General features: G+C 64.5%; 23 protein-coding genes and 1 pseudogene. 17 read left to right on the plus strand and 7 right to left on the minus strand.

Annotated features, from left to right (window positions below; translation table 11 throughout):
• Positions 1–232: 232 nt before the first annotated feature.
• The 8 genes from pdhA (at position 233) to IC50_RS07435 (ending at position 8,855) form a co-directional block, all read left to right on the plus strand.
• Complete coding sequence (gene pdhA / locus IC50_RS07400) at positions 233–1,255, plus strand: pyruvate dehydrogenase (acetyl-transferring) E1 component subunit alpha (RefSeq protein WP_035702457.1); 1,023 nt, start codon at positions 233–235, stop codon at positions 1,253–1,255.
• Positions 1,256–1,284: 29 nt separating this feature from the next.
• On the plus strand, positions 1,285–2,670 hold the full coding sequence (locus tag IC50_RS07405; protein WP_035702459.1) for a pyruvate dehydrogenase complex E1 component subunit beta: 1,386 nt from the start codon (positions 1,285–1,287) through the stop codon (positions 2,668–2,670).
• Between the two features lie 3 nt (positions 2,671–2,673).
• The gene (locus tag IC50_RS07410) at positions 2,674–2,976 is read left to right on the plus strand and encodes a DUF5076 domain-containing protein (protein ID WP_035702462.1); all 303 of its coding nucleotides are present in this window, start codon (positions 2,674–2,676) and stop codon (positions 2,974–2,976) included.
• Between the two features lie 2 nt (positions 2,977–2,978).
• The gene (locus tag IC50_RS07415) at positions 2,979–3,431 is read left to right on the plus strand and encodes a nucleoside deaminase (RefSeq protein WP_025036491.1); all 453 of its coding nucleotides are present in this window, start codon (positions 2,979–2,981) and stop codon (positions 3,429–3,431) included.
• A 63-nt stretch (positions 3,432–3,494) separates the two neighbouring features.
• Positions 3,495–4,850, plus strand: a complete 1,356-nt coding sequence (locus IC50_RS07420) for a pyruvate dehydrogenase complex dihydrolipoamide acetyltransferase (protein WP_035702465.1) — start codon at positions 3,495–3,497, stop codon at positions 4,848–4,850.
• A gap of 144 nt (positions 4,851–4,994) precedes the next feature.
• Complete coding sequence (lpdA, locus tag IC50_RS07425; RefSeq protein ID WP_035702470.1) at positions 4,995–6,416, plus strand: dihydrolipoyl dehydrogenase; 1,422 nt, start codon at positions 4,995–4,997, stop codon at positions 6,414–6,416.
• Between the two features lie 143 nt (positions 6,417–6,559).
• Entirely contained in the window at positions 6,560–7,801 is a 1,242-nt protein-coding gene (locus IC50_RS07430) for a threonine synthase (protein ID WP_035702473.1), read from the plus strand.
• 82 nt (positions 7,802–7,883) lie between these two features.
• Entirely contained in the window at positions 7,884–8,855 is a 972-nt protein-coding gene (locus IC50_RS07435; RefSeq protein ID WP_035702474.1) for a tripartite tricarboxylate transporter substrate binding protein BugD, read from the plus strand.
• Between the two features lie 151 nt (positions 8,856–9,006).
• Here IC50_RS07435 and IC50_RS07440 read toward each other — a convergent pair whose 3' ends face one another.
• From IC50_RS07440 to IC50_RS07450, 3 genes are all read right to left on the minus strand, one after another.
• Positions 9,007–9,393: a response regulator transcription factor gene (locus tag IC50_RS07440; RefSeq protein ID WP_035702477.1), complete on the minus strand. Its 387-nt coding sequence runs from the start codon at positions 9,391–9,393 to the stop codon at positions 9,007–9,009.
• 95 nt (positions 9,394–9,488) lie between these two features.
• Entirely contained in the window at positions 9,489–10,163 is a 675-nt protein-coding gene (locus IC50_RS07445; RefSeq protein WP_433960374.1) for a response regulator transcription factor, read from the minus strand.
• Positions 10,157–12,142 carry a PAS domain S-box protein gene (locus tag IC50_RS07450; protein ID WP_035702483.1) on the minus strand — a complete coding sequence of 662 codons (1,986 nt, stop codon included), beginning with the start codon at positions 12,140–12,142 and terminating at the stop codon, positions 10,157–10,159. The genes IC50_RS07445 and IC50_RS07450 overlap by 7 nt, the downstream gene beginning before the upstream one ends.
• A 652-nt stretch (positions 12,143–12,794) precedes the next feature.
• On the opposite strand from IC50_RS07450, the gene IC50_RS41955 reads away from it, so the two are divergent.
• Positions 12,795–13,187, plus strand: coding sequence for a hypothetical protein (locus IC50_RS41955; protein WP_035702488.1), 393 nt, complete (start codon positions 12,795–12,797; stop codon positions 13,185–13,187).
• Entirely contained in the window at positions 13,184–13,372 is a 189-nt protein-coding gene (locus IC50_RS07465) for a hypothetical protein (protein ID WP_035702491.1), read from the plus strand. Before IC50_RS41955 ends, IC50_RS07465 begins: the two co-directional genes overlap by 4 nt.
• 124 nt (positions 13,373–13,496) lie before the next feature.
• Here IC50_RS07465 and IC50_RS41175 read toward each other — a convergent pair whose 3' ends face one another.
• Together IC50_RS41175 and IC50_RS07475 are read right to left on the minus strand one after the other, a co-directional pair.
• The gene (locus IC50_RS41175) at positions 13,497–13,721 is read right to left on the minus strand and encodes a hypothetical protein (protein WP_157460915.1); all 225 of its coding nucleotides are present in this window, start codon (positions 13,719–13,721) and stop codon (positions 13,497–13,499) included.
• Positions 13,722–13,800: 79 nt separating this feature from the next.
• Positions 13,801–15,990: a lytic transglycosylase domain-containing protein gene (locus IC50_RS07475; RefSeq protein WP_035702494.1), complete on the minus strand. Its 2,190-nt coding sequence runs from the start codon at positions 15,988–15,990 to the stop codon at positions 13,801–13,803.
• A gap of 320 nt (positions 15,991–16,310) precedes the next feature.
• Between IC50_RS07475 and IC50_RS07480 the strand changes: the two genes are divergently transcribed.
• From IC50_RS07480 to IC50_RS07500, 5 genes are all read left to right on the plus strand, one after another.
• Positions 16,311–18,047 carry an adenylate/guanylate cyclase domain-containing protein gene (locus IC50_RS07480; RefSeq protein ID WP_035702497.1) on the plus strand — a complete coding sequence of 579 codons (1,737 nt, stop codon included), beginning with the start codon at positions 16,311–16,313 and terminating at the stop codon, positions 18,045–18,047.
• Between the two features lie 102 nt (positions 18,048–18,149).
• On the plus strand, positions 18,150–18,326 hold the full coding sequence (locus IC50_RS42405; protein ID WP_193374101.1) for a hypothetical protein: 177 nt from the start codon (positions 18,150–18,152) through the stop codon (positions 18,324–18,326).
• A 159-nt stretch (positions 18,327–18,485) separates the two neighbouring features.
• A complete protein-coding gene (locus IC50_RS07490; RefSeq protein ID WP_035702502.1) occupies positions 18,486–18,698 on the plus strand; it encodes a hypothetical protein in 213 nt (70 codons plus the stop codon).
• A 143-nt stretch (positions 18,699–18,841) separates the two neighbouring features.
• The gene (locus tag IC50_RS07495; protein WP_035702505.1) at positions 18,842–19,099 is read left to right on the plus strand and encodes a hypothetical protein; all 258 of its coding nucleotides are present in this window, start codon (positions 18,842–18,844) and stop codon (positions 19,097–19,099) included.
• 99 nt (positions 19,100–19,198) lie between these two features.
• Complete coding sequence (locus IC50_RS07500; RefSeq protein WP_035702507.1) at positions 19,199–19,429, plus strand: hypothetical protein; 231 nt, start codon at positions 19,199–19,201, stop codon at positions 19,427–19,429.
• 95 nt (positions 19,430–19,524) lie between these two features.
• Here the strand turns inward: IC50_RS07500 and IC50_RS07505 are convergent, their stop codons facing one another.
• Both IC50_RS07505 and IC50_RS38940 read right to left on the minus strand, forming a co-directional pair.
• Positions 19,525–19,824 (minus strand): integrase core domain-containing protein, encoded by a 300-nt coding sequence (locus tag IC50_RS07505; protein WP_035702509.1) that lies wholly within the window; start codon positions 19,822–19,824, stop codon positions 19,525–19,527.
• Positions 19,819–19,900 (minus strand): annotated as a pseudogene (locus tag IC50_RS38940) (integrase core domain-containing protein); the annotation flags it as partial. The pseudogene IC50_RS38940 and the gene IC50_RS07505, both read right to left, overlap by 6 nt.
• A 373-nt stretch (positions 19,901–20,273) precedes the next feature.
• On the opposite strand from IC50_RS38940, the gene ilvD reads away from it, so the two are divergent.
• On the plus strand, positions 20,274–21,995 hold the full coding sequence (gene ilvD, locus IC50_RS07510) for a dihydroxy-acid dehydratase (RefSeq protein WP_035702511.1): 1,722 nt from the start codon (positions 20,274–20,276) through the stop codon (positions 21,993–21,995).
• On the plus strand, positions 21,982–22,641 hold a 660-nt coding region (locus IC50_RS07515), incomplete at its 3' end, for a tetratricopeptide repeat protein (protein ID WP_035702516.1). The genes ilvD and IC50_RS07515, both read left to right, overlap by 14 nt.

Genomic DNA, 22,641 nt, shown 5'->3' on the forward strand with positions numbered 1-22,641 from the left:
GCAGCGTCCCATTCGTGGGACGCGTTTTTGACCGGCAGGCTCGCAGGCTCTTGATCCGCGCGCACCCCATGGCGCGCATAGATTTGTTGCCCGATCAGCGCCAAAGATTTTGCAATATTTCGATCACGTTGCAGTGCGGCATAATGAAAGGCGTGTCATGCCGCCGCGGTGCTTTCGCGCGCGGTTGACTTGGGTTAGAGAGGGCGAAAGTTTTCTCTGACCCGGAATTCCTATGGCCGCACCCAAGAAAGCCGCCGCAAGCCCTCCACAGGACAAGACCGACGGCGGTTCGCCTCCGGAATTCACCAGGGAGCAGGAGCTCAAGGCGCTCCGCGACATGCTCCTGATCCGGCGGTTCGAGGAAAAGGCCGGCCAGCTCTACGGCATGGGCGCGATCGGCGGCTTCTGCCATCTCTATATCGGCCAGGAGGCCGTGGTGGTCGGCATGCAGATGGCGCTGAAGCAGGGCGACCAAGTCATCACCGGCTATCGCGATCACGGCCACATGCTCGCCACCGGCATGGATGCCAAGGGCGTCATGGCCGAGCTCACGGGCCGCCGCGGCGGCTACTCCAAGGGCAAGGGCGGCTCCATGCACATGTTCAGCAAGGAGAAGCAGTTCTACGGCGGCCACGGCATCGTCGGGGCCCAGGTCTCGCTCGGCACCGGTCTCGCCTTCGCCAATCACTATCGCGGCAACGGCAATGTCAGCGTCACCTATTTCGGCGACGGCGCGGCCAACCAGGGCCAGGTCTATGAGAGCTTCAACATGGCGGAGCTCTGGAAGCTGCCGGTGATCTACGTCATCGAGAACAACCGCTATGCCATGGGCACCGCGGTCTCGCGCGCCTCGGCGCAGCAGGATTTCTCCAAGCGCGGCGTGTCCTTCAACATCCCGGGCAAGCAGGTCGACGGCATGGACGTCCGCGCCGTGAAGGCGGCGGGCGAGGAGGCGGCGGCCTGGTGCCGCGCCGGCAAGGGTCCCTTCATCCTGGAGATGCAGACCTATCGCTATCGCGGGCACTCGATGTCCGACCCTGCAAAATATCGCACGCGCGAGGAGGTCGAGAAGGTCCGTCACGACCAGGATCCGATCGAGCAGGTGCGTAACCGTCTCCTGGCGGCGAAGGTCAGCGAGCAGGATCTGAAGGCGATCGATGCCGAGGTGCGCGACATCGTCAACGCGTCCGCCGATTTCGCCCAGCACGATCCCGAGCCGGATCCCGCCGAGCTCTGGACCGACGTTTACCGCTGAACGCGCGCAAGCTTTCGTTTGGAGAAGATATGCCAATTCAAGTGCTGATGCCCGCGCTGTCGCCCACGATGGAGAAGGGCAACCTCGCCAAATGGCTGAAGAAAGAGGGCGAGCCGATCAAGTCCGGCGACGTCATCGCCGAGATCGAGACCGATAAGGCGACCATGGAGGTCGAGGCGACCGACGAAGGCACGCTCGGCAAGATCCTGATCCCCGAAGGCACCGCCGACGTTGCGGTGAACACGCCGATCGCCACGATTCTCGCCGACGGCGAGAGCGCCGCCGATCTCGGCAAGGCGTCCGCGCCGGCCAAGCAGGAGAAAGCCGCGGAGTCAGCGCCGCCCGCTGCGGCCGAGGCGCCGCAGCCGAAGGCCGCGCCGGCCGCCCCGCAGGCCGTTGCCGAGCCGGATCCGGAAGTGCCCGCCGGCACCGAGATGGTGACGCAGACCATCCGCGAAGCGCTGCGCGACGCCATGGCCGAAGAGATGCGCCGCGACGCCGATGTGTTCGTCATGGGCGAAGAGGTCGCCGAATATCAGGGCGCCTATAAGGTCACGCAAGGGTTGCTCCAGGAGTTCGGCGCCAAGCGTGTCATCGACACCCCGATCACCGAGCACGGCTTTGCCGGCGTCGGCGTCGGCGCCGCGATGACCGGCCTGAAGCCGATCGTCGAATTCATGACCTTCAACTTCGCCATGCAGGCGATCGACCAGATCATCAACTCCGCGGCCAAGACGCTCTACATGTCCGGCGGTCAGATGGGGTGCTCGATCGTATTCCGCGGGCCGAACGGCGCCGCTGCGCGCGTCGCTGCCCAGCACAGCCAGGATTACTCGTCCTGGTACTCGCACATTCCGGGCCTCAAGGTGGTCGCGCCGTATTCGGCGGCGGATGCCAAGGGCCTTCTGAAGGCTGCGATCCGTGATCCCAATCCGGTGATCTTCCTCGAGAATGAGGTGCTCTACGGTCACACCGGCGAAGTGCCCAAGCTCGACGATTTCGTGATTCCGATCGGCAAGGCGCGCATCGTTCGTTCCGGCGGCCACGTCACCATCATCTCCTGGTCGAACGGCATGACCTATGCGCTCAAGGCCGCCGACGAGCTCGCCAGGGACGGCATCGAGGCCGAGGTGATCGACCTGCGCACGCTGCGGCCGATGGACACCGAGACCATCGTCAACTCGGTCAAGAAGACCGGCCGTGCGGTGACGGTGGAGGAGGGCTGGGCGCAGAGCGGCGTCGGCGCCGAGATTGCCGCGCGCATCATGGAGAAGGCCTTCGATTATCTCGATGCGCCGGTCGCGCGCGTCTCCGGCAAGGACGTGCCGATGCCCTATGCCGCGAACCTGGAGAAGCTCGCACTGCCTTCGGCGGCGGAAGTCGTCGAGGCCGCCAAAGCCGTCTGCTACAGGTAGATCATGGCGGGCCCCAAGGAGCAGCCACTTCCGCCCGACGTCATGTCCCGCGACGACGCGGTCGAGATCCTGCGCGTGTTCGTGCTGGACGGCGGGCTGTCGATGGCGTTCCAGCGCGCCTTCGAGGAGCCCGACATGTGGGGCCTCCTGCTCGTCGATCTCGCCCGTCATGCCGCGCGCGCCTATGCGCGCGAGAGCGAATATACCGAGGAGGACGCCCTGAACCGGATCCTCGACATGTTCCAGGCCGAGATCGAGCGTCCCACCGACACCGGTACCACGACGCCGCGCGGCAAGGGACACTGACCATGGCGATCGAGTCCTATCATTACGATTTCATGCTGGAAGCGATCCGCGAGGCGGAGGCCTCGATCGCGCAAGGCGGGCTGCCGATCGGTGCCGTGCTGACGCGCGACAACAAGATCATCGCCCGTGGCCACAACAACCGCGTGCAGGAGAACAACCCGATCCTGCACGGCGAGATGAGCTGCCTGCGCGAAGCGGGTGCGATCTCGTTCCACGACACCGTCATGTACACCACATTGTCGCCATGCTCGATGTGCGCGGGCGCGCTCGGGCTGTTCAAGGTCAAGCTGGTGGTGATCGGGGAATCCGTCACCTTCGAGGGCTCCAAGGACATCCTCGACAAGTTCGGCATTCCCTGGATCGACCTTGCCGACGACCGCTCCATCACGATGATGAAGAATTGGCGTTCCATCCCTGCCAATGAGCGCCTGTGGCAGGGCGACATCGGCAACTAAACCTGGTCCGTTCGTCTTCGCTGTCGAAAGACGACGTTTTGCAAAGTTCTGCTTGAGGTCAGCATGCCCATCAACATCCTGATGCCCGCTCTCTCGCCGACGATGGAGAAGGGCAACCTCGCCAAGTGGCTGAAGAAGGAAGGCGACAAGGTCAAATCCGGCGACGTCATCGCCGAGATCGAGACCGACAAGGCGACCATGGAGGTCGAGGCCATCGACGAGGGCACGATCGCCAGGATCCTGGTGCCCGAGGGGACGCAGGACGTCCCGGTCAACGACGTCATTGCGGTGCTGGCCGGCGAAGGCGAGGACGTGAAGGCCGCAGGCAGCGCCAAGCCCAGCGCTTCGGCTGCGCCGCCGAAGGCTGCCGAGGCTCCCGCTGCTGCCCCGGCGCCCGCGCCCACGCCTGCCGCGCCCAAGGCCGCGCCGCCGCCCGCGGCTGCACCCGCGCCGCAGCCCGCAACTCCGGCCGCGCAGGCCAATGGTCATGGGGGCCGTGTGTTCTCGTCGCCGCTGGCGCGGCGTCTCGCCAAGGAAGCCGGCATCGATGTCGGCATGGTCACCGGCACCGGACCGCATGGCCGCGTGGTCGCGCGCGACGTCGAGCAGGCCAAGTCCGGCAAGGGTCTGAAAGCGCCCGCCACGGCACCGTCAGGCGCGCCCGCGATCGCGCCGACCATGTCGGACAAGCAGATCCTGTCGCTGTTCGAGCCCGGTTCCTACGACATCGTGCCGCATGACGGCATGCGCCGGACCATCGCGCAGCGCCTGACCGCGTCGATCCAGAACGTCCCGCACTTCTATCTCACCATCGACTGCGATATCGGCAAGCTGCTCACTGCCCGCGAGGAGATCAACGCCGCAGCGCCGAAGGACAAGGAGAAGAAGCCGCTCTACAAGATCTCGGTCAACGACTTCGTCATCAAGGCGATGGCGGTGGCGCTGCAGAAGATCCCGAACTGCAACGTGAGCTGGACCGAAAGCGGCATGGTCAAGCACCACCATTCCGACGTCGGCGTTGCGGTCGCGATGCCGGGCGGCCTGATCACGCCGATCATCCGCAAAGCCGAGACCAAGACGCTCTCCACCATCTCCAACGAGATGAAGGATTTTGCCGCGCGCGCACGTTCCCGCAAATTGAAGCCCGAGGAATATCAGGGCGGCACAACGGCCGTCTCCAACCTCGGCATGTACGGCATCAGCCATTTCACCGCCGTGATCAATCCGCCGCATGCGACCATCCTCGCGGTCGGCACCAGCGAGGAACGTCCCGTGGTGCGCGGCGGCAAGATCGAGATCGCGCACATGATGAGCGTGACCCTGTCCTGCGATCACCGCGCCATCGACGGCGCGCTCGGCGCCGAGCTGATCGGCGCATTCAAGCAGTTGATCGAAAACCCCGTGATGATGATGGTCTGACGCGGCGAATTTGCGTCGTCGTTGCGAGCGAAGCGAAGCAATCCAGGACGTGACCGGCAGACTGGATTGCTTCGTCGCAAGAGCTCCTCGCAATGACGAGCCGTAACATTCGAGCCGGTTGAACGATGGGAACGAGCATACAGCATGGCCGACACATCCTTCGACGTCATCATCATCGGATCCGGTCCAGGCGGTTACGTCACCGCGATCCGAGCCGCGCAGCTCGGCTTCAGGACGGCGATCGTCGAAAAATCCTATCTCGGCGGCATCTGCCTTAACTGGGGCTGCATCCCGACCAAGGCGCTGCTGCGCTCGGCCGAGATCTACCACTACATGCAGCACGCCAAGGATTACGGCCTCTTGGCGGAGAAGGTCTCGTTCGATCCGAAGGCCGTGGTGCAGCGCTCGCGCGGCGTCTCCAAGCGGCTGAACGACGGCGTCGGCTTCCTGATGAAGAAGAACAAGGTCAGCGTGATCTGGGGCGCTGCGTCGATCGACGCGCCGGGCAAGGTCACGGTGAAGAAGTCCGACGTCGAGGCGCCCAAGGGATCGCTGGGCGAGGGGACCTATCAGGCCAAGCACATCATCGTTGCGACCGGCGCCCGACCGCGCGTGCTGCCCGGCCTCGAGCCCGACAAGAAGCTGATCTGGACCTATTTCGAGGCGATGGTGCCGGAGCGGATGCCGAAATCGCTGCTGGTGGTCGGCTCCGGCGCGATCGGCATCGAGTTCGCCTCGTTCTTCCACACCATGGGCTCCGACGTCACCGTCGTCGAGGTGCTGCCCCAGATCCTGCCCGTCGAGGACGCCGAGATCGCCGGCCTTGCACGCAAGCGCTTCGAGAAGCAGGGCATCAAGATCATGTCCTCGACCAAGGTCACCAAGCTGGAGAAGAGGGCCGACAGCGTCGTCGCCACCATCGACGACGGCAAGGGCAAGCCCGTCACCACCGAGTTCGAGCGCGTGATCTCGGCGGTCGGCGTCGTCGGCAATATCGAGAATCTCGGCCTCGAAAAGCTGGGCGTGAAGACTGACCGCGGCATCATCGTGGTCGACGGCCACGGCAAGACCAATGTTCCCGGCATCTACGCCATCGGCGACGTGGCCGGCCCCCCGATGCTCGCCCATAAGGCCGAGCATGAAGGCGTGATCTGCGTCGAGGCGATCAAGGGCCTCAATCCGCACCCCATGGACAAGAACATGATCCCGGGCTGCACCTATTGCCATCCGCAGGTCGCGTCCGTCGGCTTGACGGAAGCCCGGGCGAAAGAGAATGGCCGTGAGATCCGCGTCGGCCGCTTCCCCTTCGTCGGCAACGGCAAGGCCATCGCGCTCGGAGAGGACCAGGGCCTCGTCAAGGTGATTTTCGACAAGAAGACTGGTCAGCTCCTCGGCGCCCACATGGTCGGCGCGGAGGTCACCGAGTTGATCCAGGGCTACGTCGTCGCCATGAACCTGGAGACCACCGAAGAGGAGCTGATGCACACGGTCTTCCCGCATCCGACCCTGTCGGAGATGATGAAGGAAGCCGTGCTGGATGCATATGGAAGGGTGTTGAATATTTGATCGGCGAGTGCGCTGCCGCCATCGTCATTGCGAGCGAAGCGAAGCAATCCAGACTGTCTCTGCGGAAAGAATCTGGATTGCTTCGCTTCGCTCGCAATGACGAGCAGAGAGACCTGTTTGCAAGACGAGAAGGAAATCCCCCCATGCACGACAACGACAACCTCACCATCGAACGTCCGACCTTCGTCACCCATCTCGAATGCGCGATGGAAGGCGATCGTTACGCCGCCGACCAGGTCCACAACCTCTCCAAGGCCGGAAAGCCGCTTCTTGTCCGCTACGACCTCGCCGGCGTGAAGAAGGCGCTGACCAAGGACGCACTCGCACAGCGTCCCGGCGACATGTGGCGCTATCGCGAGCTGCTGCCGGTGCGCAAATGCAAGGACATCGTCTCGCTCGGCGAAGTCACGACGCCGCTGATCCGGCTGCCGAAGCTCGGCGCAAAGCTCGGCGGCGGCGAGATCATCGTGAAGGACGAGGGGCGGCTGCCGACCGGCTCGTTCAAGGCGCGTGGGCTGGTGATGGCGGTGTCGATGGGCAAGGCGCTCGGCATCAAGCACATGGCGATGCCGACCAACGGCAATGCCGGCGCGGCGCTGGCGGCCTACGCGACGTCCTGCGGCATCAAGACCACGATCTTCTGTCCGGCCGATACGCCGGAGGTGAATGTCAGCGAAATTGAGCTGCAGGGCGCAACCGTTTACCGCGTCAACGGCTATATCGACGATTGCGGCAAGATCGTCGGCGAGGGCAAGGCAAAGGTCGGCTGGTTCGATACCTCGACCTTGAAGGAGCCGTACCGCATCGAGGGCAAGAAGACGATGGGCCTCGAGCTCGCCGAACAACTCGGCTGGGACGTGCCCGACGTGATCTTCTATCCGACCGGCGGCGGCACTGGCCTGATTGGCATGTGGAAGGCGTTCGACGAGCTCGAGAAGATCGGCTTCATCGGCTCGAAGCGCCCGCGCATGGTCGCGGTGCAGGCCTCGGGCTGCGCGCCGATGGTGCGCGCCTATGACGCCGGCACCGAGCACGCCACGCGCTGGGAAGATGCCCACACCATTGCGTCGGGCATCCGCGTGCCGCAGGCGATCGGCGATTTCCTGATCCTGCGTGCGGTGCGCGAGAGCAAGGGCTTTGCCATCGCGGTTGACGACGACAAGATCTCGGCTGCGCTGAACGAGGTCGCGCGCGAGGAGGGACTGCTGTTGTGCCCCGAGGGTGCCGCCACCTATGCTGCCTACAAGGAGAGCCTCGCCGACGGCCGCGTCTCGAAGGGTGATCGCGTCATGCTGTTCAACTGCGCAACCGGCCTGAAATACCCGCTGCCGCCGGTCACCCGCACGCTCGACCGCCACAAGCCGATCGACTATTCGCAGTTCTAGCGCGGCAACCCGCCACGGACGATTCCTCTTCCCGTACGCGGGAAGAGCAAAAAACAATATCGACATCGCTGGGGAGAAGACAATGACGAAGACCGTTTGGGCTGCGCTGTTTGCTATTCTCGCGTTCACCGGCGCCGCGCGCGCCGATGATTTTCCATCCCATCCCATCACCATCATCGTGCCATTCGCGGCCGGCGGGCCGTCGGATGCGATGGCGCGGGTGCTCGCTGAGCGCATGCGCGTTTCACTTGGCCAGCCCGTGGTGATCGAGAATGTCACCGGCGCGGGCGGCTCGATCGGCGTCGGCCGCGCCGTGCAGTCGCCGCCGGATGGCTACACCATCTCGTTCGGCCATCTCGGCACTCACGTTGCCAACGGTGCCGTCTACAAGCTCAAATACGACCTGGTCGCCGATCTCGAGCCGGTAGTGCTGCTGCCGAGCAATCCGATGATCATCGTCAGCAAGAACGCGGTGCCCGCGACCTCGCTCAAGGAGCTCATCGAGTGGCTGAAATCGCGCACCTCGCCGCCGACCGCAGGCACCGCGGGCGCGGGCTCCGGCAGCCACATCGCCGGCGTCTATCTCGAGAACGTCTCCGGGATCAAGCTGCAATACGTGCCGTATCGCGGCACCGCGCCCGCGCTGAACGACCTCATCGCCGGCCAGATCGACCTCATCGTCGACCAGACCTCCAACTCGATCAACCAGGTTCGCGCCGGCACCATCCGCGCCTACGCCATCACCGACGACAAGCGCCTGGCCTCGGCGCCCAACATTCCGACCGCGGAGGAGGCGGGCCTCAAGGGCTTCAAAATGACACTATGGTCCGGCATGTGGGTGCCGAAGGGGACTCCCAAAGAGATCGTGACCAAGCTCAACGCCGCGGCCGTGGAGGCGCTGAATGATCCGGCGGTGAGGAAGCAGCTCGAAAGCCAGGGGCTGGAGATGACACCCAAGGATCAGCTCACGCCCGAAGCGCTTGGCACCCGTCAGAAGGCCGAGATCGCCAAATGGTGGCCCATGATCAAGGCGGCGAACATCAAGGTGGATTGAAGCGGGCGGCGCACGCCTCGCGGTGTGTCGTCAGGTTCGGCGGCTCTTTCTGAGCGGGCCGCGAACGGGAGGCCGTCTCGCGGGAAACACTCGCGAGAAGCGGGATTGATCCCGGTCGCTGTCACCGTCGCGCCTGCCGTCCGCCGGGCGCTCACTGCATGGTTTCGTGCCCTGCCGCCAGCGCGCGGTCCAGGCATTGCATCAGATCCGAGGCAGCGAACGGCTTGCCGAGAAAACAGATTGCCCCGGCCTTGAGCGCACGCACGCGTACGCTCTCATCCGGGAAGGCCGTGATGAAGATGAACGGCGTTGCCGAACCATGCGCGCGCATCTGCGTCAACAGATCGATTCCGGTCATCAGCGGCATCTGCACGTCGGCGATCACGCACGAGGTGTCATTCGAATGGGTCGACCTCAGGAACTCCTCGGCCGAGGCGAACGTGTGGACGATGTATCCGCGCGATTCCAGGAGATTGTTGATCGCAGCCCGTACATAGGGGTCGTCGTCAAGCACCGAAATGACCGAAGCCACTGACAAGACGTCCGCTCCTCACCCGGGATTACGCTTGCCGTCGCCACGGCTACACATAAACCGGCAAGGTGGACCTGCCAGCCACGATTGGAAACTCATACTTAGGTTTGTGCGTCGGGCTTGTTGGGCCCGATCCCGAGCGCCTCGCTCATCCGCACCAGATCGGCCAGCGACTTCGCGCCCATTTTCCGCATGATCTGGCCGCGATAGATCTTGACGGTGATTTCCGCCAATCCGAGCTGGGCGGCCACTTGCTTGTTCATCAGGCCGGCCGTGACCAGTGACAACACGTCTCGCTCCCGCGCGGACAGTGACTCGAAGCGTGATCTCACGGTCGAGACCGTCCTGTTGAGGTCGCGGCGCTTGCGGTCTCGCTCGATCGCGGCCTGGACTGCGTCCAGGATGTCCTGGTCGCGGACCGGCTTGGTCAGGAAGTCGATCGCGCCGCTCTTCATGGCCCGTACCGTCATGGGAATATCACCGTGACCGGTAATGAAGATGATAGGCGTGTGGATATTCGCCTTGGCAAGATCCGACTGCAGGTCAAGGCCGCTGGCTCCGGGCAGGCGGATGTCGAGCACCAGGCAACTGGGGACTTCCGGCGGCTTGGCCTGGAGGAGCTGCGGTGCCGAGCCGAATGCTTCGACCTTGAGGCCGACCGACTCGAACAGATTGGTGAGCGCACGGCGCATGGACGCGTCGTCGTCGACGATGAAGACGACTGGCTGATCACCGTCCTCCTGCGGCGGCGAAAGCTCCGCGCGCTCGGTCACGATGTTTCCTCCCGATGGAAGGGCAAGGTGATCTGAAAAGTCGCGCCGCGCTCCTGGTTGGGTGCGGCGAAAAGCCGTCCGCCATGGGCCTCGATGATGGATCGACAGATCGACAGTCCCATGCCCATGCCCGAGGACTTCGTGGTGAAGAAGGGCATGAATAGGCGGTCTATCGCCTGTTCACTGATGCCGACCCCGCAGTCGGAAACGCTCACCAGCACCGCGCCATCGCCGCTCGCCGCCGAACGGATCGCCAGTTCGCGCGGGCGATCATGGACGTCTTCCATGGCCTCGATCCCGTTCATGATCAGGTTGATCAGGACCTGTTGCAACTGGATTCGATCGCCGAAAATTTTCGGCAGTGCCGACGACAGCTCCATTCGCACCGACACGGCGTGGCTGGCCATCTCTCGCTGAACGAGCGCGACGGCCTCCCGCACGACCACGCTGGCGTCGAGCGGAACCATCTCGATGTCGGACCGCTTGGCGAGCGCCCGAACGCGACGGATCACGTCGCTGGCACGCGTGCCGTCCTCGATGATCCACTCCACGGAGCGGCGGGCCGCTGTGAGATCGGGCGGACTGCGCTGCAGCCAGGCGAGGCAGGCGTCGGCGTTTGCGATCACGGCGGCGAGCGGCTGATTGATTTCGTGGGCAATGGACGCGGTCAGCTCACCCAGGGTCGTGACACGCGTCACATGGGCGAGCTCGGCCTGGGCCTTGCGCAGCGCGTCTTCGGCCTGATTGGCCCGGATGGCCGCGGTTACGTCGGTGCAGACGCCACGATAGCCCAGAAAAGCGCCGTCGGCGTCGAAGAACGGCTTGCCGCTGGTTCGGACGTAGATCGGCTGCCCGTTGCGATCCTTGCTGCGATACACCAGGTCGCGGAACGGGACGTGGGCGTCGAGCGCCGCCCGATGTTGTCGCCATTTCTCGGGTTCGAGATCGGCATCAGGAGCGATGTCCCAACGCGTGAGTCCGATCAGGCCGGCGGGGGCGGTGATGGTATCGGAGTGCTCCGATATCTGGGTGACGCGATGGTCTGGCCCGGTTTCCCAGAACCAGTCCGAGGCGGTTTCGGCATAGTCGCGGAAGCGCTGCTCGCTCGCACGCAGCCTGCGCTCCGCTTCCTTGGCCGCCGTGATGTCGGTCACGGATCCGACGAACTCCACGCAACCGCTGGAATCTCGCATGGCCCGGGCCACCGCTCGGACGTACTTGATCGAGCCGTCGGGCATCAGGAGTCGGTATTCGTGATCGTAGTCCTTTCCCTCTCGGGCGGCCCGACCCGTCGTCTGTTGCACCGCGAGCCGGTCGTCCGGATGGATCCGCTGGAGCATGAACGGGATCTTTGGCCTGGTTTCCTCGTCGCACTGGAAGATGCGATAGGTCTCCTTGGACCAGGTGATCTCGCGGGTCGCGGCCTTCCAGCCGAAACTGCCGGTGTGGCTCAGTTCCTGCGCCTGGGCGAGATAAGCCTCGCTCTGTCGCAGCGCATTCTCCGCTTCCTTGCGCTCGGTGATGTTCTCGCAGGCGACCAGGACGATTGGTCCGCCGTCGGCCCGCAGCATGGACTTGGCATTCTCGCGCACCCATAGCACCGAGCCGTCCTTGCGTATCTTCCGGATCTCCCAGGTGTGGGACTGATCGACGGTCTCGAGGCACAGCGCGACACACGCGCGGACGAAGTCGCGATCTTGCTCGAAGAAGACATCCAGCACCGATCGGCCGATCAGTTCCGCGGCAGTGTAGCCCAGTTGCGCGGCGCCGAACGTGTTCACGTTGATCACGGTTCCGGCCGGATCGACCATGAAGTACATGACTGGAGTGTGCTCGAAGACTTGCTGCCACTGCTTGACCGTCTCGAGCAAGTCGGCGCCATCGGGCTCGTTGCGCGGCTTGGCGGCGACGGTTTGCCTTACGCAACCGGCGAGGAATTGCGCGGCTGACTTCCCGAACGTCGCTGCCCGGCCAGGCTTCATCGCAGATGCTCACGGCGCTCTCGCCGTGAATGCGAGTAGAGCACGTTGCCGCGAGAGGAGCAATTCCGGCCGTTCGCCTCTGAATCGAACGCTGCCGCCCTGTCCGGCGCGGCGCATCAAGTACGCCATGCCAGCAAGCTCTTCACGGTGACCGTGCAGCCGGAGCGCCGTGCGCCGTCTCGTTGAAAATGAGCCAGCGCGGGAGCCCCCGGGCGAGTACGGGACAAACCTAGGTATAGCTCCTCCATTCCTAGTCATATCGGTCATTTACCTCCGTACAATTGAGCGTCGCGTGCCCGGGGGAATAGCCTCATGACTAATCGGGAGTGTCCCGAATGAGGTCGAAGGGAACGAACTGGCAAAGCGCGAGCAACGGAGGGAGACAACAATGTGCGAGACATCGGTACTTCCTGAGCGTGGCCCATCCGAGTCCGAACGTTGCTCTTCGGTCAATGGCTGTGCGGTGTGTGGCGGCAAGTTTGGTCTGATCCGCCACTATTCCTGGCGCACCGCGCTCTGCTCCAAGAAGTGTGTCGATCGCTTCCGCACGCGCCGCGAACGCGACCGCCGGTGGTTGTTCCGCGCTCAGGTCGCGTGAGGCCGAATTGGAGAGCTGACATCGTTCCGAGGGTCTGATCCGGGAGCCCGTACATTGAACCGTTCATGCAAGCTGCTGTGCTCGATGGTTCTCCTCGGCTCGACTGCGACGGTCCAGGCACAGGAGACGGAACACGGTGCCGTACATCGCCAGCACCCGCTCCAGGACCAGGCGCTGCACGAAAAATTCTATTCGACCTGGCACATGCCGGACAATCCGGGCCTCAGTTGTTGCAACAGTGCTGACTGCTATCCGACCGATATCAAATACATCGACGGTCAGATCTATGCCCGGCGCCGGGAGGACGGCAGATACATTCCGGTCCCACCGCAAAAGGTGGAGCGAAACAGGGACAATCCGGACGGCCGCAACCATCTTTGCGCTCCGCCGCCCGCACTGTCTCCGATGGACAGCGTTTACTGCTTCGCCCTGGGAGGTGCCACATGAGATTCGCTTTCGTGCTGGTGAATGGCCGGACCCCGTTCCGGCAGGCCTGGTGCATGCAGTGCTGCGAGCCGATCAACGGCAGCTATCTCCGCGAGATCTCCACCCGTCTGCCCTACTGCGATTATCAGTGCTACGCGCTGTTCTGCGAGACGCTTGCGAAAGATCGCGTGAGGGCGGCTTCATGAAATTCGTGGTGGTCAATCACGAGCCCCCGTTGTGCGCGGCCACGTGCAGCACCTGCTCGCGGTCTATCCGGTCCGGCTATGTCCGACATGTGCGGACGCAGCGCCGTTACTGCGACTACGATTGCTACCGGCGCGGTGAGCTCGTGACGCTGTTGATGCCGTGGTCGGCGCCTGGGCGCAACGAGCCGGCCGTCGGGAACGTCGAGGTCGCTCGCTTGGTCGAGATGTTCGCGGTCCTGAGTGCCGTCTTTTGCTGGAGTTGCACGACCCACGCCTGGACCTTCGCAAGAACCTTGACCGGCGCATATTTGGCCGGTCGCGATCCGATCACGATGGAAGGAGGTGACACCTAGCCGCGCGACGGCACTCGCGTGGAAGCCGCAGCGACGTAACCTGGCAGGCGCCGTGTCCAGCCCCGGCGACGTCGACTAGGGAGCGGGCGCTGCGGCCGCCACGGGTGCCGTTGCACCGGCCTCGTGCGTGACGACGCGCCGATCGCTCTTGCCGGCGATCGTGCCGCTATCCTCGAAGCGCGCGCGGTAGACCAGCACGTTCTCCATCACGCGCTGGACGTAGTTGCGCGTCTCCGACAGCGGGATGCGCTCGACCCAGTCGACCGGATCGACATTGGGATCCCTGGGATCGCCGCGCGCCTGCACCCATTCGCGCACGCGGCCGCGGCCGGCATTGTAGCCGGCGAAGGTCATGATCTGGTTGCCGCGGTATTCCGACAAGAGCGCACTGAGCTCGGCCGCGCCCATCTGCGTGTTGTAGACGGGATCGGAGACCATCCTGTCCCAGTCGTAAGTCAGGCCGAAGCGTTTTGCGGTGTCGCGGCCGGCCTCTGGTGTCACCTGCATGAGCCCGACCGCATTGGCCGGCGACTTGTCGCGCTGGTTGAACGAGCTTTCGGTGCGCGCCACCGAATAGATCACGCTGGTCTCGATCGCGGGCGCGACCTGCTTGTGCTCGGGGACGCCGATGGTCGGAAAGGCGTACTGGTCGAGCGCGAGCCCGCGCGCCAGCGCCGTCTTGCCGACCTCCAGCATCACGCGCGCATCGTTGCGCCGGCCGGCCAGCTCGCCGAGCGCTTCGAGTGCCGCGACGTCGGTGCTCTCCTTGGCGAAATCCTCGGCGTAGTAGAACACGATATCGCGCTCGCCGATGCCGTAGAGCATGTCGGCGGCGCGCACGCGCTCGTCCGCCGGCGGCGTATCGGCGGCGACCAGCACGGGCGCGGGCGGACGCAGCTCGATCCGGTCGAGGCCGAGCTTTGCGCGGGCGAGCTGGCCGTAATAGGCGGTCTGATAGCGCGCCGCAGCCCGATAGCTCATGCGCGCATCGGCCATTGCGCCCATGGCTTCGGCGGCGCGTCCGCGCCAGTAATGGGCCCGCGACAGCGCGATCGGATTGGCCGAGCCCTCGTCGATTGCGGCGAAGTGCATCATCGCCGTCTTGGGATCGTCGAGAAAGCGCAGCGCGATCCAGCCGCACATGAAGTGATAGTCGACGCGATAGACTTCCTTTTCCGGCACCGCGGCGGTGCGCACCACGTCATAGGCGGTCTTGAACTTGCCCTGGTCGAGCAGCTTGCGCGCGAGCAGACGACGCTCGCGCCACCAGGCATCCGTGTCCTGAGCCGCCATGGTGTCGGGCGCGGCGGCCAGGATGAGCTCGGCGGCGTCGTCGACGCGGTCCTTCTGCAGGTGCCATTGCGCGCGGCACAGCACGTAGCCGAGATCGCGGCGGGCGTCAGCGGGGACGTCATCGAGATCGTCCTTGGCCTTGCTCGCCTTGCCGGTGACCGCGGCGCAGGCCTTCACGATCGCGAGCGCATCCTCGCCGAGCCGTTTGGCCGCGCGCCTCGCGCCCGCATAATCCTTGACGCCGAGGCGCTTGTCCATGCGCGCGCGGTGATCGTCGGCGGACAGAAGATCGTGAAAAACTTCGTAGGAATCCTCTTCGCTGCGCTCGGACAGTTCGTCGGCGCGCCAGGCTTCGCGCACGAGCCGGGCGGCCCTGTCGGTCTTGCCGTCAGCGAGCAGGACGCGGGCGAGCGCAAACTTGCCCTTGGCGCTGGTCGGCCGGTCCATCGTGAACTTGTGCACGGTGGCGGCGTCGGCCTTTTCCTGCCACAGCCGCGCCTCGGCGCGCCGGCGGAGCAGGGCACTGCTCGGCCAGTCCGGATTGGCGGCGAGGAAGGCGGCGTAGCGCTTGAAATTCGCCGTGCTATCGGAATGGCGCAGCATGTACCAGTCGGCGAGCTTCTGTCCGGCAGGATCAGCGATGCGGTCGCGCGCCGCGCTCGCGTCACCCGTCCTGCCCTTGCGCGCGAGATCGATGGCGTCCTTCAGCGCGGCGAGGTCGCCGGTCAGCGGCGGCGGTGCCGGCTTGTCCGAGGGCTGGTCGACCGTCTTCTTCGATCTGCGCTTGGCCTCGGCGTGCTTGCCGTGCCGCGCCTTGCCGGTGGAGGCATGGCGGTGCTTGCCGGCCTTTGCCTCGTGCGTCTTCTTCGGAGCGGATGATTTGTGACTGCTCTTCGCCGCCAGTTCGGTGGGAAGGAGGGCCACCGCGGCCACGGCAACGACACACGCGAGCGAGCGTAGGCACTGGTTCATTGGATGGTCCCCCTGCGAAACCACTACAAACCAAGGTCCGCGACGACATGCGGCTTGAGAATCAAAGCACCGAACGATGCCGAGGCATCGTCGCGCATCCGATACGCTGTCGCAACAATGCGGCAAAATACGGATGCGATGAGGGAACTTCCGCAAAGGAGAAAAGGGCAGCCTGTTTAACCTTTTGTTAGCATGCGGACCCGCGCGGCGGTTGCGCATGGTGCAGGGCGCCCAAGAGGCCAGATTGCGCGTGTTCCCGCAACCAGTCCGGTGTATGGAGTTCCCTCGCTTCGTCCTTTAGCCCTTTGCCTCCGCACCCCATGCCGATTTTCAACCAGTCGATCCGGCGCAAGATCGTCGGTATCGCCCTCGGATTGATCGTCCTGATGCTGGTCACCTCGATCCTGTCGATGGTGATGTCCAGCCAGGTCGGCGTCCTGCTCGACGAGCTGACCAACCGCTATATCCCGGCCTACAGCCATCTGGCGCGTGCCAACATTCACTCGCTGGAGCGAGGCCTGGCGCTGCGGCGGATGGTCATGACCCGGATGGAGGCGCCGTCGGACGAGGAGGCGTATGCGGCGCGCCTTCGCGAATTCGAGGAATCGGACCGCAAGATCGAGGAGGACGCCGAGGCCTCGCGCAAGCTGATCAACGCGATCATCGACGATCCCAGGACGTATTCCGACAATGCCGCGCTGGGACGGATCGATATCCGCATCGAGACCGCCGTCGTCGAGCTGCGCCGCGACCTGAGCGAGGACCATGCGAAGCTCCTCAAGCAGGTCGACGCCAGGCGGATGACCGAGGCCCGCGGCACGCTGGAACACATCGACGTGCTGCGCGACCAGTTCAACCGGAAGGTCGATGCGATCCGGTCCGACATGCTGACGCAGGTCTTCTTCTCGACGTCGCAGGTGGTCGGCCGCCAGCATCAGGCGATCATCATTTCGGGTGTCGTGACGCTACTCGCGGCGATCGTCGGATTTGCCTTTGCGCTGCTGGTGTCCAGCGGCATCACGCGTCCGGTACGGCTGTTGCTCGCCGGCACCCGCGAGGTCGAGGCGGGCCGGTTCGACAAGCCCATCACCGTCTCGACGCAGGACGAGATCGGCGAGCTCGCCGCGGCCTTCAACCGCATGATCGAGCAGTTGCGGCACAACGAGCGCATCCGCGAGACCTTTGGCCGCTACATCGATCCCAAGGTGGTGCAGGGGTTGATCGACCGGCCGGAGGTCGCGATCGACGGTGAGCGCCGGGTGATGACCATCATGTTCTGCGACATGAGCGGCTTCACCTCGATGAGCGAGGGCATGACCCCGCGCGGCCTCGTCAAGGTGATGAACCACTATTTCACCGTGATGTCCGCACCCGTCAGGAACAATCGCGGCGTCATCGACAAATACATCGGCGACGCCATCATGTCCTATTGGGGGCCGCCCTTCATCGAAGAGGACGAGCAGGCGCTGCTCGCCGGGCTTGCCGCCGTCGAGATGGTCGACCAGGTGCCCGCGCTGCAGAAGCAGCTGCCCGATCTGCTCGGTATCCGCGCCATGCCCGCACTGTGCGATCTGCGGATCGGCATCGCCACCGGCGAGGTCCTGACCGGCAGCATCGGCTCCGAGCTGATGATGAGCTTCACCGTGATGGGCGACGCCGTGAACCTCGCCTCGCGGCTGGAGGCCGTCAACAAGATCTACGGCACCCGCATCCTGATCTCGCAGGCGACTGCGGATGCGATTGGCTCGCAGCTCGAACTGCGTGAGATCGATCGCCTCGCGGTCGCGGGCCAAAGCGCGCCGCAGGCGATTTTCGAGGTGATGGCGAGACCGGGCGCGCTCACCGATGCGCAAGCGTGCCTGCGCACATACTACGTCGAAGGTCTCGCCGCCTATCGTGCCCGGCGCTTCGATGACGCCCGCGCCGCCTTCAACGCGGCGCTCGAGGCGGTCCCCGGCGACGGCCCTTCGCGCACGATGCTCGACCGCATCGCGCAGTTCGCGGCCGATCCGCCGCAGGCCGGCTGGGACGGCGCCTGGCGGCTGGAGCAGAAATAGGCTGCCGCGGAAAAATTGATGCTACCCGATAACGATGTTCGCCGTGACCTATTTCGCGGGTTTAGGTTTGGTGTCCTTGTGGCGTTTGATGGGGACACGCCGATGACAGAACTTCAGGACAGGCTGGAACGGTTCGAGACACTCACCGCCGAATGCGAGCTGATCGCGAAGCTCGCCACCGACAGCACCAAGCGCGAGTTCTATCTGAAACTCGGGGAGCAGTACCGTCAGCTGTCATTGGATATTCGGCAGGCGATCGCGGCCAGGGCCGCGGCCTGAGGCCGGCTGCAATCCGTTCTTAACTTCTGGCGCGCATTCTAATTCTAGAAGCACGCGGGCGTCGCTGATGGGCGGCGGCCCGTGGTGCGAAGGCCGGGGTTCGCTGCAATGCAGCGCACCTCGCGCGTGTCGTTTTGCCAGGCCTGACAGGGCAATCCCATGCGCCTCGTTGCAGTGATCTTGTTCGCGCTCATGACGGCGGCCTGCGATCAGGAGCAGGACATCACCGGCTCGACGATGTCGAGCTGTCCGATGCGAAACTACAGCTACAATCCACGCGACATGAACCAGTGCGTCAGCGCCTGCAAATCGTGCGATCGCGGCAACACCGTCACCTGCACAACCTCCTGCACACTCAAGGGGGCTCGCTGAGTTCCTGATTCTTGTGAAGGTCGATGGCGGCGCGCGCAAACCCGCTGGCGCATCAAGGCAGGAGGCTGGCGGTGCTCGGGCACCGGAACGATTCACATGGATTGATCATTGGAAGGACTGGGCAGGACGCGGAGTCCGATGAAATGGGTATGCTCGATCCCGGCCGGTTCCTGGTGTCGTGCTCGCATTGCGATGCCTGGCCGATGGCCGCCAACGTGAAACGTTCGAGCTGGTCGGCATCCCCGCACGAGGTCCGCTTCATCTGCGCGCGCTGCCGCCACGAAGAGACCGCGATCGTCTCGGCCTCCGGCGAACTGACGCCGATCAGGCGCATCGACATTCCGCCGCGCGATGTCGCCGTCGCCTGGGCTCAGGCCCAGCGCCCGCGGGGACGGACGTAGGCGGCGCGCGCGCCATCCATTCGCGAATGACTGCGCGTCGCATCTTCGACTTCGACATTTGAGCGTCTCCAAGGGGGCGGACCAAGGCAGGATCGAGCCATGCCACTGCTCCTGCCTTCCGTGACCGGCAGTGTCTACGCCGCCTCTTGCGAGCAGGGCGCTGCCGCACGCATGTTCGGCGCCTTGCAAGACGACGAAGTCACGCTTCACCGCCGCCGCGCGAAGATCGTCCTTCGCTTGCGGCCTCTGCGCGTCGAGCCAGATCACCAGCACGGCGCGGGGCCCGAGCAAGCCGTCGAGCCAATCCATCGCCGCATCGACGGCGCTTAGCGGCAGTCGTCGCTTCTGCAGGTCCATCATCGATTCCATGCTCTTCGCGCCGACCACGACGATGCGCTGCCCTGGTGAGCAACCTGCGAGCGCGATCATCGGTTCAATGATTCTGTCGCGGACCTCTGAAGTGGACATGAGTTCACCGGTTCGGTTGTTGTGGCCTGGCAGGCAGGCGCAAACTGCGCCTCGAATCTCGCGACCGGCCGATCGCGTTGCGAGAGCTCCACATCGTGGCCGTCCACGAGCTTCGCGGCGCGAGAAATCGCGGAGCCAGCCTGGGGAGTTTGTCCTGCCAAGGCCTGATGGGGTCTGTGATTGTTGTAGTAGAAGAGTTGCTCGAAGAGTTCGTTGGCGATGTGGTCGAGGCTGTCGAAGGTCGATGACATCGTCATCGAGGGTCCGCCAGAAGCGTTCGACCTTGCCATTGGTTTGCGGCCGATAGGGCCTGGTGTAACGGTATTTGATGTCGAGCTCGGGCAGCAGGGCGGCGCCGACTCAGTCGTGCGGTTGCGCCGTTATCGCGGCCAAGTGGGGAGCGTGGCTGGCGTTGTAAAACCGGAGGTTGTGGGTGGCGATCCCAGGAGGGTATCCTGGTAGGTGAGCCCGTGTCTTCTGAGCCACGATTGTGCCGTCCCTGCAACAGTCGGTCCGGATTTGACCCACATCACTGGCGGTTCGCCTCATCGCCGCTTTTTGGCCACACCCGAACATGAATAAAATCACGCTCATGTTTTAAGGGGCAGTGGCTGTCTTCGAAGGCGACGAGAAAATCCCAAGGTCGATTCAAATCTTGGCTCTGATTTTTCGGGTCTGAAAGGGTTGACCGGGGAAACTGGTTGCGATGAACGCAAGGACCGACAAGCAGAGGCTGCCGAGCCGTCACGTGACGGAAGGCCCTGCGCGTGCGCCGCATCGATCCTACTTCTATGCCATGGGTCTGACCACCGAGCAGATCCACCAGCCCTTCGTCGGCGTCGCCTCCTGCTGGAACGAGGCCGCTCCCTGCAACATAGCGCTGATGCGCCAGGCCCAGGCGGTCAAGAAGGGCGTAGCATCGGCCGGCGGCACGCCGCGCGAATTCTGCACCATCACCGTGACCGACGGCATCGCCATGGGCCATGACGGCATGCGCTCCTCGCTGCCGTCGCGCGAATGCATCGCCGATTCCGTCGAGCTGACCGTGCGCGGCCACGCCTATGACGCGCTGGTCGGCCTTGCCGGCTGCGACAAGTCGCTGCCGGGCATGATGATGGCGATGGTTCGCCTCAACGTGCCCTCGATCTTCATCTATGGCGGCTCGATCCTGCCCGGCAATTTCCGCGGGCAGCAGGTCACCGTGCAGGACATGTTCGAGGCCGTCGGCAAGCACTCGGTCGGCGCCATGTCGGACGAGGACCTCGACGAGATCGAGCGCGTTGCCTGCCCCTCGGCGGGCGCCTGCGGCGCACAATTCACCGCCAACACCATGGCGACCGTCTCCGAGGCGATCGGCCTCGCGCTGCCATACTCGGCCGGTGCCCCGGCACCCTACGAAATCCGCGACGCCTTCTGCATGACTGCGGGCGAGAAGGTGATGGACCTGATCGCGTCCAACATCCGGCCGCGCGACATCGTCACCCGCAAGGCGCTCGAGAACGCGGCTGCCGTGGTCGCGGCCTCCGGCGGCTCGACCAATGCTGCGCTGCACCTGCCGGCGATCGCGCACGAGGTCGGCATCAAGTTCGACCTGTTCGATGTTGCCGAAATCTTCAAAAAGACACCATATGTCGCGGATTTGAAGCCGGGCGGCCGTTATGTCGCCAAAGACATGTTTGAAGTAGGTGGCATACCGCTTCTGATGAAGACGCTGCTCGACAACGGCTTCCTGCACGGTGATTGCCTTACCGTCACGGGCCGCACGATCGCCGAAAACCTCAAGAGCGTGAAGTGGAATCCGCACCAGGACGTGGTGCACCCGGCAGACAAGCCCATCACCGTGACAGGCGGTGTGGTCGGTCTGAAGGGCAATTTGGCGCCAGAAGGTGCGATCGTGAAAGTCGCGGGAATGTCCAACCTCAAGTTTACCGGTCCGGCCAGGTGCTTCGACCGGGAGGAGGATGCTTTCGAGGCGGTCCAGAAGCGTACCTATCGCGAAGGCGAAGTCATCGTGATCCGCTACGAGGGCCCCAAGGGCGGCCCCGGCATGCGGGAAATGCTCCAGACCACAGCGGCGCTGACCGGCCAAGGCATGGGCGGCAAGATCGCGCTCATCACCGACGGCCGCTTCTCCGGCGCCACCCGCGGCTTCTGCATCGGCCATGTCGGGCCGGAAGCCGCCGTCGGCGGCCCGATCGGGCTGCTCGAGGACGGCGACGTCATCGAGATCGACGCGGTCGCCGGTACCCTTAACGTAAAATTGAGCGACGCCGAGCTCGCCCAGCGCAAGACCAAATGGAGCGCTCGCGCGACTAACCACACGTCGGGTGCGCTCTGGAAATATGCTCAGCAGGTTGGACCAGCGGTCGGGGGGGCAGTGACCCATCCGGGCGGCGCGCACGAGAAACAGTGCTATGCGGACATCTAGGCGTGCCATAGTTGCGTTTGTGTTGGGGGCGGCTGCGCTGGCCGCGCCGGCGCTCGCCTTCGACGGTGCTCCGGTCAACCCGAAGGACGCGACCATCCCTGTCGTGACCACCTTGCCGGGCGCCGCGGGTGCGGTGCGCACCAAGGTTCCGCCGGCAGTCGCAGGCCAGGAAACCTCGCTCAGCGCACTGCAATATGCCGCGGAGGGTGGCCACCCCATCGCGCAGTGGAAGCTGGGCCGCATGTACGCCAATGGCGACGGCGTCGCCCAGGACGATTTGCGTGCCTTCGAATATTTCAGCCGGATTGCCAACGCGCATGCCGAGGACAGCCCGTCGGCGCCGCAGGCGCAGATCGTGGCCAACGCCTTTGTCGCGCTCGGCCGCTATTATCTGGCCGGCATTCCCAATTCGAAGATCAAGGCCGATCCGGACCGTGCGCGGGAGATGTTCTCCTATGCCGCATCCTATTTCGGCAACGCGGACGCGCAGTATGACCTCGCCCGTCTGTACCTGAAGACCCCGGACGCCTCGCGCGAGGACTTCCGGTACGGTGCGCGCTGGCTCGGCCTGGCCGCACAGAAGGGGCAGCATCAGGCCCAGGCGCTGCTCGGCCAGATGCTGTTCAACGGCGACCGCCTGCCGCGG

Origin of the sequence: Bradyrhizobium genomosp. I (2014), assembly GCF_000261685.1 — a bacterium.
In the GTDB taxonomy this organism is placed as follows: Bacteria; Pseudomonadota; Alphaproteobacteria; order Rhizobiales; family Xanthobacteraceae; genus Bradyrhizobium.

Bases quoted from the DNA above. Each gene is read 5' to 3' on its own strand.
- pdhA (WP_035702457.1), top strand. From the start codon at position 233: ATGGCCGCACCCAAGAAAGCCGCCGCAAGCCCTCCACAGGACAAGACC.
- IC50_RS07405 (WP_035702459.1), top strand. From the start codon at position 1,285: ATGCCAATTCAAGTGCTGATGCCCGCGCTGTCGCCCACGATGGAGAAG.
- IC50_RS07410 (WP_035702462.1), top strand. From the start codon at position 2,674: ATGGCGGGCCCCAAGGAGCAGCCACTTCCGCCCGACGTCATGTCCCGC.
- IC50_RS07415 (WP_025036491.1), top strand. From the start codon at position 2,979: ATGGCGATCGAGTCCTATCATTACGATTTCATGCTGGAAGCGATCCGC.
- IC50_RS07420 (WP_035702465.1), top strand. From the start codon at position 3,495: ATGCCCATCAACATCCTGATGCCCGCTCTCTCGCCGACGATGGAGAAG.
- lpdA (WP_035702470.1), top strand. From the start codon at position 4,995: ATGGCCGACACATCCTTCGACGTCATCATCATCGGATCCGGTCCAGGC.
- IC50_RS07430 (WP_035702473.1), top strand. From the start codon at position 6,560: ATGCACGACAACGACAACCTCACCATCGAACGTCCGACCTTCGTCACC.
- IC50_RS07435 (WP_035702474.1), top strand. From the start codon at position 7,884: ATGACGAAGACCGTTTGGGCTGCGCTGTTTGCTATTCTCGCGTTCACC.
- IC50_RS07450 (WP_035702483.1), bottom strand. From the start codon at position 12,142: ATGAAGCCTGGCCGGGCAGCGACGTTCGGGAAGTCAGCCGCGCAATTC.
- IC50_RS07465 (WP_035702491.1), top strand. From the start codon at position 13,184: ATGAGATTCGCTTTCGTGCTGGTGAATGGCCGGACCCCGTTCCGGCAG.
- IC50_RS07475 (WP_035702494.1), bottom strand. From the start codon at position 15,990: ATGAACCAGTGCCTACGCTCGCTCGCGTGTGTCGTTGCCGTGGCCGCG.
- IC50_RS07480 (WP_035702497.1), top strand. From the start codon at position 16,311: ATGCCGATTTTCAACCAGTCGATCCGGCGCAAGATCGTCGGTATCGCC.
- IC50_RS42405 (WP_193374101.1), top strand. From the start codon at position 18,150: ATGACAGAACTTCAGGACAGGCTGGAACGGTTCGAGACACTCACCGCC.
- IC50_RS07490 (WP_035702502.1), top strand. From the start codon at position 18,486: ATGCGCCTCGTTGCAGTGATCTTGTTCGCGCTCATGACGGCGGCCTGC.
- IC50_RS07495 (WP_035702505.1), top strand. From the start codon at position 18,842: ATGGGTATGCTCGATCCCGGCCGGTTCCTGGTGTCGTGCTCGCATTGC.
- IC50_RS07500 (WP_035702507.1), top strand. From the start codon at position 19,199: ATGCCACTGCTCCTGCCTTCCGTGACCGGCAGTGTCTACGCCGCCTCT.
- IC50_RS07505 (WP_035702509.1), bottom strand. From the start codon at position 19,824: ATGACGATGTCATCGACCTTCGACAGCCTCGACCACATCGCCAACGAA.
- ilvD (WP_035702511.1), top strand. From the start codon at position 20,274: ATGAACGCAAGGACCGACAAGCAGAGGCTGCCGAGCCGTCACGTGACG.